This window comes from Rhizobium sp. LjRoot30 (genome assembly GCF_964253915.1).
Taxonomy (GTDB): Bacteria; Pseudomonadota; Alphaproteobacteria; order Rhizobiales; family Rhizobiaceae; genus Metarhizobium.
In genome coordinates this window covers 34,321-44,337 of the sequence record NZ_CAXUSG020000023.1, presented here as the reverse complement: position 1 = coordinate 44,337, position 10,017 = coordinate 34,321, and the positions used below count along the sequence as shown (strand labels likewise).

General features: G+C 56.6%; 7 protein-coding genes and 1 pseudogene. 2 read left to right on the top strand and 6 right to left on the bottom strand.

Annotation, left to right across the window (positions count from 1 at the left end):
* Both ACSQ3I_RS26495 and ACSQ3I_RS26490 read right to left on the bottom strand, forming a co-directional pair.
* On the bottom strand, positions 1-504 hold a 504-nt coding region (locus ACSQ3I_RS26495; RefSeq protein ID WP_436003935.1), incomplete at its 3' end, for a DUF6671 family protein.
* Positions 505-577: 73 nt separating this feature from the next.
* Positions 578-1,495 (bottom strand): LysR family transcriptional regulator, encoded by a 918-nt coding sequence (locus tag ACSQ3I_RS26490; protein ID WP_160862637.1) that lies wholly within the window; start codon positions 1,493-1,495, stop codon positions 578-580.
* A 117-nt stretch (positions 1,496-1,612) separates the two neighbouring features.
* On the opposite strand from ACSQ3I_RS26490, the gene ACSQ3I_RS26485 reads away from it, so the two are divergent.
* Positions 1,613-3,196: a proton-conducting transporter transmembrane domain-containing protein gene (locus ACSQ3I_RS26485; RefSeq protein ID WP_160862638.1), complete on the top strand. Its 1,584-nt coding sequence runs from the start codon at positions 1,613-1,615 to the stop codon at positions 3,194-3,196.
* A 4-nt stretch (positions 3,197-3,200) separates the two neighbouring features.
* The gene (locus ACSQ3I_RS26480; protein WP_160862639.1) at positions 3,201-5,618 is read left to right on the top strand and encodes a YbcC family protein; all 2,418 of its coding nucleotides are present in this window, start codon (positions 3,201-3,203) and stop codon (positions 5,616-5,618) included.
* A gap of 81 nt (positions 5,619-5,699) precedes the next feature.
* On the opposite strand, the gene trpB is transcribed toward ACSQ3I_RS26480, so the two are convergent.
* The 4 genes and pseudogenes from trpB to hemH form a co-directional block, all read right to left on the bottom strand.
* Complete coding sequence (gene trpB / locus ACSQ3I_RS26475) at positions 5,700-6,926, bottom strand: tryptophan synthase subunit beta (RefSeq protein WP_160862640.1); 1,227 nt, start codon at positions 6,924-6,926, stop codon at positions 5,700-5,702.
* 267 nt (positions 6,927-7,193) lie between these two features.
* Positions 7,194-7,817 (bottom strand): annotated as a pseudogene (msrQ, locus tag ACSQ3I_RS26470) (protein-methionine-sulfoxide reductase heme-binding subunit MsrQ).
* The gene (msrP, locus tag ACSQ3I_RS26465; protein WP_436003932.1) at positions 7,817-8,758 is read right to left on the bottom strand and encodes a protein-methionine-sulfoxide reductase catalytic subunit MsrP; all 942 of its coding nucleotides are present in this window, start codon (positions 8,756-8,758) and stop codon (positions 7,817-7,819) included. The pseudogene msrQ and the gene msrP overlap by 1 nt, the downstream one beginning before the upstream one ends.
* A 209-nt stretch (positions 8,759-8,967) precedes the next feature.
* Positions 8,968-10,011 carry a ferrochelatase gene (gene hemH / locus ACSQ3I_RS26460; protein WP_261005855.1) on the bottom strand — a complete coding sequence of 348 codons (1,044 nt, stop codon included), beginning with the start codon at positions 10,009-10,011 and terminating at the stop codon, positions 8,968-8,970.
* Positions 10,012-10,017 lie beyond the last annotated feature (6 nt).

Sequence of the window (10,017 nt, the reverse complement as noted above, 5' to 3'; positions counted from 1 at the left end):
AGGATACTCAATCGAGTTCAAAAATTTGTCCGCTTCGTTAACGTCTTCCACGTCAATATGGGCAAAATTCGGAGACTCATCGATGATCATATCGACGATCTCGACCCCGGATCGGATATCGAGCCATAAGATAAGCTCCCGACCGATCGGAATGAGCGGAATGAATGGGTGTGGACTGTAGGAGCCTTCACTTGCGATGCCGATCGGCAGGCCGCTTAACGCGGCCGCCGCTTTTGCTTTTGCTCGAGCGGCGTCGAGTATGGTGCCCGCTCGCTTCACTTCGCTGGTGAATGTTCCGAACCTATCCGTGTTGAGATCGCGAGGAACCGCCAGATGAACATCTATATCGGCAAAGGAGGGCGAAAGCGCTGCCTCCTTTCCGTGCATGGTTCCAAGCGCAACCTGCCTTGGTAACTTGAAGTAAATTGATGACGAAAGGCTCGAATCCCTGGATTCTGCGTGGCCGAGCGTCCATTGTTTGCGAGATAGATCAGAAATATTCATTTCAGCTTCTCCAACCGATCGCACTATTCTCTATAGCGCGCGAACTGGAGCTCTAAAAATTCATTGTTTCGATCTATTTATTCTCTTTAATGAATGGGTTTTCTGCAGTCGCTGCGGCTTTGGAGGGTTTTAGCAGAAATGATACGAGCGGATTTGGGAAACGACGTTTCACGGTTATAGCGTAAAATGTCTCGACCATGCCCGGAAGGGCGTCGTACTCGATGAGCTTGCCGGTCTCCAGTTCACCCTTGACAACGATAGGAGGAAGAACGGCAAGACCGGCTCCTTCCAGAGCGAGGACGCGCATCATCGCCATATCGTCCACTTCTGCAGCAATCTGAGGTGTGATTCCAAGTCGTGCTACGAGAGCGTCAAATTGCGAGCGAACCCCACTTTCGAGCGACGGCAGAACGACGGGGTGGTCGGTGAAGAGATCCACAAGGCTAGCACGAGATTTAGTGTAAGGTATTTTGCCCACTAAGCTCACTCGCTGTTGATAGATTTGCTGGGTGATAAATGGTGTGACGGAATCGGTCATCGGGGCTTGATTCAGCAATACGATGTCAAGACTCAGTGCTTCAAGCGCGCCAAGCAACTCGCTTGTACTACCTGAGCGTAGTATCATATCAACGTCTGGGCGCCCGAGAATCGGTCGCAAGAACTCAATCTGGAAATTGCGAGAGAGTGTCGCAAGCGCGCCTATCCGGATGGCACGGCGGGTCCTGCCGGTTTCTTTCAACGTCTCAACGAGTTCCTGCCCTGAGGCGAAGATCGCGTCCGCATGATCGAGCGCGATACGCCCCGCTTCTGTTAGAAATAACTGCCGTCCGCGGCGCTCGAAAAGGGCATGGCCCAAGCGCCCTTCCAGCTGCTTTATCTGTGTGGAAAGAGCCGACTGAGAGAGGTTCAGCCGTTCAGCCGTACGCGTTAGATTTCCATCGTGTGCGACGGCACGAAAGTAGCGAAGGTGATGATAGTTCAACTCTGACATCATTCTAATTTATAGAACGATTTCGTGAAAACAATGAATTTTTTTCATCTCTAGCCGGGTGATAACAACGCCTCGTATCGACGCTTTGCCAAGTGTCGAATGTGCATGGAGACCTTTATGATCACGAGTCTTCCCTTAGTAGCGCCGCTGATCCTTGCGGGTGCTTCCTTCTATTGTTTTACGGCGTCCAGCCTTCGGCCTCGTCTGGCCGTGCGCATAGCTGAATTAACGGCTCTTGCCTCGATTGTCGTTGCGATCCTGTCAGGCATCGTGCTCGCCTTGAATGGACCTACAACAGGTCTGGCAATCGGGTACTATTACTTTGCATTCTCCTCGCGCCTCGATCTGGTCAGTGTCCTGATGCTGTCGCTCGTATCTTTCATTGGTTGGATAGTGCTGCGTTATGCTGGCAATTTCCTGGACGGAGAACGGCGCCAGGGCGCCTTCACAGGCTGGATGGCTGCGACCATCGCTGCCGTCCTCTTGTTGGTTCAAGCAGGCACGCTTTTGCAACTTGTCATGGGGTGGATCACATCTAGTCTGCTGCTCCACAAACTTCTGCTTTTTTATCCGCAACGCCCCGCGGCGCAGCGTGCCGCGCGCAAGAAATTCATCATCTCACGCACTGGCGACGCGGCCCTTATTTGCGCTGCGGTCCTCTTGTCGATTGATTTGAAGACAGGCGATATCGCGACGATCCTTGCCATCGCGCGTGACGGGGATGGCACGCCGCTGACGAGTGCTGCCGCAGCCTTTCTGGCGATCTCGGCCCTCCTCAAGTCGGCGCAGTTTCCGACCCATGGCTGGCTGACCGAAGTCATGGAGACGCCAACGCCGGTTTCCGCCCTGCTGCATGCCGGCGTTGTAAACGCCGGAGGCTTTCTGCTCATACGGCTTGCCGACGTTATGTTGCACGCTCCATTGGTGCTGGCCATATTGGTCATCGTGGGTGGGTTCACAGCGCTTTTCGGCAGCCTCGTCATGCTTACGCAATCTGCGGTGAAGACTTCACTGGCTTGGTCTACTGTGGCGCAGATGGGTTTCATGATCCTGCAATGCGGCCTTGCGCTTTTCCCCATCGCACTCCTCCACATCATCGCTCACTCCCTCTATAAAGCGCACGCCTTTCTTTCTTCTGGCTGCGCCGTCGAAACGGTCTCTGCCATCCCGCGTCCAGGCCCGGTTACAATTCCAAACCTAGGCGCGGTCGGTCGCGCTTTCCTTTTGGCCTTCTTTATTTACGCTGTGTTTGGGGTGATCTTTGGAATCGTGGACAAGCCGCCGCAGGCGATGGCTCTCGGCGCGATGCTCATATTCGGGGTAGCTTATCTCATTGCTCAAGGTCTAGCAGATGCCGCACCACGAGCGCTGACGTGGCGGACCACCCTATATTCCATAGCGGCAGCCACAGCCTACTTCGCCCTGCAGTGGATGTCGGACAATCTGCTGAACGGCACGTTGCCGACAACACCGCAGCCCGGCCCACTCGAATGGACGCTTATGTTGCTCGCTGTCGCCACCTTTGGCTTGGTGGCGTTGGCTCAGTCTCTGTTCCCGCTATGGGCCTATCATCCGGCAGCGGCCGGCTTCAGGGTTCATCTTGCCAATGGCCTCTATGTGAATGCGCTCTTCGACCGCCTGCTTGGCGGCTGGACTATTACACGATCGGTGTCGCCGACGTCTGACTTCGTAAAGGAGTGAATCCATGGCCGATGTAGGAAAAGTCGAAACCTTGCATGGCGAAGCACTGGTACGAGCAGCAAACGAGGCGGTAGGGGCTGTTCCACCAGCCTGGCCGCTGACAACGTCCATAGCCGTCAATCCCTTTCTCGGGCAGGTGAACGAGCGCTTCGATCACACGGCAGCTCGGCTCGCTCGAATTGGCGGCATACGGCTCGCACTACCCCGTAAGCACTATTCGGCCAAGATTGCCAATGGTGAGATCGCGGACGAAGATCTTATCGCCGCCCTTGACGCTAGTGTACTTTTTAATCGGATAGACTTGCGTGAACTTAAGATTGCCGCTGCCGCTGAGCCGCAGCATCTCGCGCCTTTGCCAACTATCTCAGAACTCGCGGCACAAGCCACGGGCACGGATTGGCCCTCACTGGTTTGTGACCGCATCGGTTCTTTCGCCTCCGGCTTCTTCGATGAAGGTCAAGCCCTTTGGGCTGCATCCCGTCGCAATGGTCTCTATGCCGCTTGGCGGGAATTTGCGACCCACGATTTGACGACGGAAATCCACGGTCTAAAGAACTTTTGCTTCTATGTCACCGACGCGCCCGAAACCCCACAAGCAGCCATTGAACGAGCATCCGTTACGCTTGGTCTCGGCGCCGAGCCCGGTACTTATTTTCATCAGCTTCTGCTAACGCTTGGCGGATGGGTCCAGTTGGCACGACACATCCAATTCAAGGCAGAGTTGGAGGGCAGGGATGATACGACCGCGCTTGAATTGCTCGCTGTGCGGCTGATCTTCGAAGAGGCGCTCTACATTTGCCACAGGTCGGCCATCGATACGGAATGGGTAAAGGTGCGGCGGACCCATAGGGCGCCAGTCTCGGTAGAATTCGACACGGCGATCGACGGCATTCTCTTGTCAGCTGCCGAGCGCTCAGGCCAACGTAAGCTCGCCTGTACACTTGCCGAACCAAAACCCGCCAATGTTACTGAAGTGCAGCCGGTGCTGCAGGCGGCATTCTGCATCGACGTGCGTTCTGAGGTTTTCCGGCGATCCCTCGAAAGCTTGGATCCAGGAATCCGCACGATAGGCTTTGCCGGTTTCTTCGGTCTCGGTATCAGCCATAAGGGTTTCGCGTCCGACGTTCCCGAACAACGTCTGCCAGTTCTCCTGAACCCTTCCGTTTTCACCTGTAGCGCGGTGGATCAAAGAGGAGAGACCGATGTGCGGACACGGCTGAGCGCGCGAGGAACGCGTGCCTGGGGTCGATTCAAGCTCGCGGCGGTCTCCTCTTTTGCTTTCGTTGAGGCGATGGGGCCGGTTTATGCTGGTAAACTCGTGCGCGATGGTCTCGGTTTCGGCAAAAGTAAGCGCGCAGACGTCGCCATGCCGCGCTTTAGCCCAAGCCTCGATTTGACTACGCGGGCAAGTATGGCCGAGATGGTGTTGAAGGCCATGTCGCTCACGGAGGGCTTTGGGCGCTGCGTACTTGTTGTTGGCCATGGTGCAAACGTAGCCAATAATCCCTACGCTAGCGCACTACATTGCGGAGCTTGTGGCGGGTATGCAGGTGACGTCAACGCGCGTTTGCTGGCGAGCCTGCTAAACGAGCAGCCAGTGCGTGAGAAGCTATCTATGAAAGGGATCAACATTCCTTCTAACACCATTTTCCTTGGTGCGCTACACGACACAACGACTGACACTGTAACTCTGTTCGATCATGATCTCGGAGATGGCATTGCACGCGGGGACATCGTTCGCATTCGTCATTGGCTCGTCGATGCCGGACGGTTAGCGCGAGCCGAACGGTCGAAACGTCTGCCACGAGCGACGGCAGACAACGTCATCAGGCGTAGTCAGGACTGGGCGGAAGTTTGGCCCGAGTTAGGACTTGCTGGCTGCCGAGCTTTCATCGCTGCACCGCGTTTCCGAACCTCCGGTCGGTCCTTGGATGGACAGGTCTTTCTCCATGATTACGTCTGGCGCAAGGATGAGGACTATAAAATTCTTGAGCTCATCCTGACCGCACCTGTTGTTGTCGCGAGCTGGATTAGTCTGCAATACTTTGGTTCGTCGGTCGCGCCAGTTCTCTTCGGGGCTGGCAACAAGTTACTTCACAATGTCGTTGGCGGCATCGGAGTCGTCGAGGGTAACGGTGGCAATTTACGCGCGGGCCTTCCTTGGCAATGTGTGCATGATGGAGAACATTTCATTCACGAGCCTCAACGGCTGACGGTTGCCGTGGAGGCGCCCAGGGATGCGATCACCGCAATCTTGACCCAACATAACCAGGTTCGCGCACTGTTCGATAACGGCTGGCTAAATCTGTTTGCTCTTGACGAGAAAGGTCATATGGCGTGGCGCTACACTAACGGTTTGATCTGGGAACCATTTCAGCACATGAACAATACCATGGCACCCACGTGTGCGATACGAAGATGAACTTAGGAAATATGATGAGGCGCTCTCCACTGGTGGCGGGTAATGAATGCGAGAGCACCTCATCCTCCTTTTATGCTCCAGCTAGCACGGCTCGTTCACTCGCTTTGCATCCGCATCGAAGAATTCCGAAACCGCGAAAATATCCTTGTCACCACGGCCGCAGAGATTGAGGATGACAATGGCCTCCTTCGGCATGAGAGGAGCAATCTTTAGCGTAGCAGCCAATGCGTGCGACGGCTCGAGAGCTGGAATTATGCCTTCCTCCACCGCAAGAAGCCGGAACGCGCTCAGCGCCTCGGTGTCTGTGGCCGAGGTATATGAAACTCTGCCGGTTTCTTTCAACCATGCATGCTCTGGACCAACGCCGGGATAATCAAGCCCTGCCGAAATTGAATGACCCTCTCTAATTTGCCCGTCGTCATTTTGCAGAAGGTAGGTTCGATTTCCATGTAAGACGCCAGGCTGGCCCGTTGACAACGACGCGCAGTGATCTCCGCTCTCTATACCACGGCCGCCGGCTTCCACACCAAGCATCGATACTTCTGACTCATCGAGGAAGGCATGAAACAGTCCGATTGAATTGGAGCCTCCACCAACGGCTGCCACCAGAAGATCCGGAAGTCTTCCCTCATATTCAACTATTTGCCGTCGCACTTCATGGCCGATGACAGCCTGGAGAGACCGAACCATTTCGGGATACGGATGGGGGCCAGCGACGGTCCCGATGAGATAATACGTGTCATCTATGTTCGAAACCCAATCGCGAAGCGCTTCGTTCATAGCGTCCTTCAGGGTTCCGTTCCCCGAAGACACTGCGTGCACTTCGGCCCCAAGAAGGCGCATCCTGAATACGTTTGGCGCCTGCCGTTCTATGTCCTTTGATCCCATGTAAATTACACATTTGAGACCGAACCGTGCTGCAACTGTTGCAGTTGCAACGCCATGCTGTCCTGCGCCGGTTTCAGCTATGATTCGTGTCTTTCCCATTCGGAGCGCCATCAAGATTTGCCCGACGCAGTTGTTTATCTTATGGGAGCCAGTGTGGTTGAGTTCGTCGCGCTTTAAATAAATACGCGCACCACCTATCGAGGCAGACAAGCGCTCCGCCAGATACAAAGGGCTTGGCCGACCAACGTAGTGTCGACACAACAGCTCAAAGCGCGCCCAGAAGGACGAATCCGCTTTAGCTTCCTGCCATTTTGCATCCAGCTCCAGGAGGAGAGGCATCAGCGTCTCGGCTACGAACCGTCCGCCGAATGTACCGAAGAAACCATCCACGTCCGGCATTCGGGCTTTATATGTTTCCATGTCAATTTCTCCAATCGAACCATCTTACGATTCAACGCGCCATGTGGATCGCAAATCCGGAGAAATAAGCGTCGAAGCCAATCGCTTTGAGGCTCTGAGCACGACTTCGGATTGTTTGTAAAATGTGAGTGCAGTTGGAACCGCCTTATTTTCGCGGTTGCCTGCGGGCTATTTCTGCCCGCCCGTTGGCTATAGTGGCATGCTTGTTGTGCCGTGCATCCGGCATAACTGAAAGCAACTCGTAGCGCATATCGGGCGATACGCGCACTACGTAGGTCGAGGGTATGCCCTATTATGGTTGCGCCAGTTCCGCCGCACCGCGCGCCAAGCCAGAAATAGCGTCACCAGCGCGATGTAGATCCATGGTTCCAGCCTCACGACCTTCACCGACATGGCGAAGTGCAGCGCTCCGCCTGCGGCGATGATATAGACAAGCTTGTGCAGTTTTACCCAGCGCGGCCCGAGCCGGCGGATCGACCAGTTGTTGGAGGTGAGCGCCAGCGGGATGAGCGTCACGAAAGCGGCCATTCCGATGGTGATGAAGGGGCGCCTGGGGATATCGACGAGGATGGCCGTGAAATTCAGGTACTGGTCGAGCACCATATAGGTCAGGAAGTGCATCAGCACGTACCAGAAGGCCAGCAAGCCGAGCGCCCGTCAGTAGCGGATCCAGTTGATGCCGAAGAGATCGCGCAGCGGCGTGATCGCCAGCGTGGCGACAAGGAAGCGCAACGCCCAGAGCCCCAGCAGGTGCTCGAATGCCTTCACCGGATTGCCCGGCAGGCGCCCTGTCGCGCCGAGCCAGAAGTCGTAGGCCGCGGGTAGGAAACCGACGGCATAAAGCAGCCAGATCGAGGCGGCATGGTATTTACGGGGCAGGGCGGGCAGCATCAGTAGTTCGCCCTGAGATCCATGCCGCTATAGAGGCCGGCGACCTCCTCGGCATAGCCGTTGAAGGGCAGGGTCGGCCGGCGGTTCGCGCCGAAGAAGCCGCCTTCGCCGATACGGTTCTCGCTGGCCTGACTCCAGCGCGGGTGATCCACCTCCGGATTGACGTTGGCATAGAAGCCGTATTCGTTCGGCGCGGAGATGTTCCAGGTGGAGGGCGGCTGCTTGTCGGTCAACGTGATCTTAACGATCGACTTGATGCCCTTGAAACCGTATTTCCAGGGAACGACGAGGCGGATCGGTGCGCCATTTTGGTTGGGCAGCGTCTTGCCATAGACGCCGACGGCGAGGATGGCGAGCGGATGGCGAGCCTCGTCGAGTCGCAGGCCTTCGACATAGGGCCAGGGCAGCGATTGGAAGTAGCCCGATTGCCCCGGCATCTCCTCCGGCCGCACCACCGTCTCGAAGGCGACGTATTTGGCATCCCCAAGCGGCTCCACCTTGTCGAGCAGGGCGGAGAGCGGAAAGCCCACCCAAGGAACGACCATTGACCAGGCCTCGACGCAGCGCATGCGATAGACCCGGTCCTCCAGCGGCATGGCCAGCAGCTCCTCGAGGCCGAATTCCTTCGGCTTGCCGACCAACCCGTCCACCTTCACCGTCCAGGGTGTCGGTTTTAAATTTTTGGAGTTTGCCGCGGGATCGCCCTTTCCCAGACCGAATTCGTAGAAATTGTTGTAGCTGGTGACGTCGTTTTCGGGCGTCAGCGTCTCGTCGACCGTGTAACCGGTCTTCGATGCCGTCAGGGCTTCGGCGAAGGCTGGTGTGCCGGCGGCTGCGAGCGCGCCGCCGGCGGCAGCTACCAGAAACGAGCGACGACTAAAGAAATAGCTTTGCGGGGTGATTTCCGAGGCTGCGATTCGTGGCGGGCGATAGAGGGACATTGTGCTTACCCTTGTTGTTTGTGCATGCTTGCTAATTCCTCAGCCTCAGAGTTTGAAATCAAGACGCGACTACAGCGAGCAAATTTTCGTGTCGGGGCCGTGATGGGCACGCGATCGTTTACGTCCGTCTTGCCGCTTAGACCGAAAGAAACAGAGCGATACAGGGTCTATTCCGAAGGAATTCCCGGCAGGCAGTAACTTAAGACCTACTATGGCGCCTTGGGGTTCACCCAACCGGAAAGCTCCCGCCTAACGATCTTCTCCAGCACTTTCATGCCTTCCGGCGAATCGTTCAGGCAGGGGATGTGCGCGAACTTTTCGCCGCCGTTGTGCAGGAAGCTGTCGGCAGCCTCCTCGGCGATCTCTTCCAGTGTTTCCAGGCAGTCGGAAACGAACCCGGGATTTAGCACGGCGATACGTTTGACACCTTCCTGCGCCAGCTTTTCCACGGTCTTGTCGGTGTAGGGCTGCAACCATTCCTCCGGCCCGAAGCGGGACTGGAAGGTGACCACGAGCCTGTCGCTCGACCAGCCGAGGCGTTCGCGCAGCAGGCGCGCGGTCTTCTGGCATTGGCAATAGTAAGGGTCACCCTTCTCGAAATAGCTTTTCGGAATGCCGTGGAAGGAGGTCAGTACCTTTTCCGGCTGCCAGTCGAGCGTCGCAAGATGCTTCTCGATGGAGACGGCGAGCGCGTCGATATAGGCCGGGTCGTCATGATAGGGCGGCACGGTGCGCAGCGCCGGCTGCCAGCGCATCTTGAGCAGTGTCTCGAAGGCCTTGTCGTTGACGGTTGCCGTCGTTGCCGCCGCATATTGCGGGTAGAGCGGGAAGACGAGAATGCGTTCGCAGCCTGCCTTCTGCAGGTATTCCATTCGCGAGGCGATGGAGGGCTGGCCGTAGCGCATGGCCCAGTCGACGATGACGTTGGCATGGTCCTTTAGGGCTTCAGCCATCAGCTCGGCCTGGCTACGTGTATATGTGCGCAGGAAGCTCTCGTTCTTTTCCTTGTTCCAGATCGTCTCATAGGCCTTGCCGACCTTGCCGGGGCGGGTGTTGAGCACGATGCCGAAGAGGATCGGATACCAGGCGATGCGCGGCCACTCGATGACGCGCTTGTCCATCAGGAATTCCTTCAGGTAGCGCCGCATGGACGTGTAATCCGTGGCGCCGGGCGTGCCGAGGTTGACGAGCAGAACGCCGACCTTGCCGTGCTTGACGGGCGGATGGCTGTGTTCGATTTTTGGGGATGTCAATCGCAT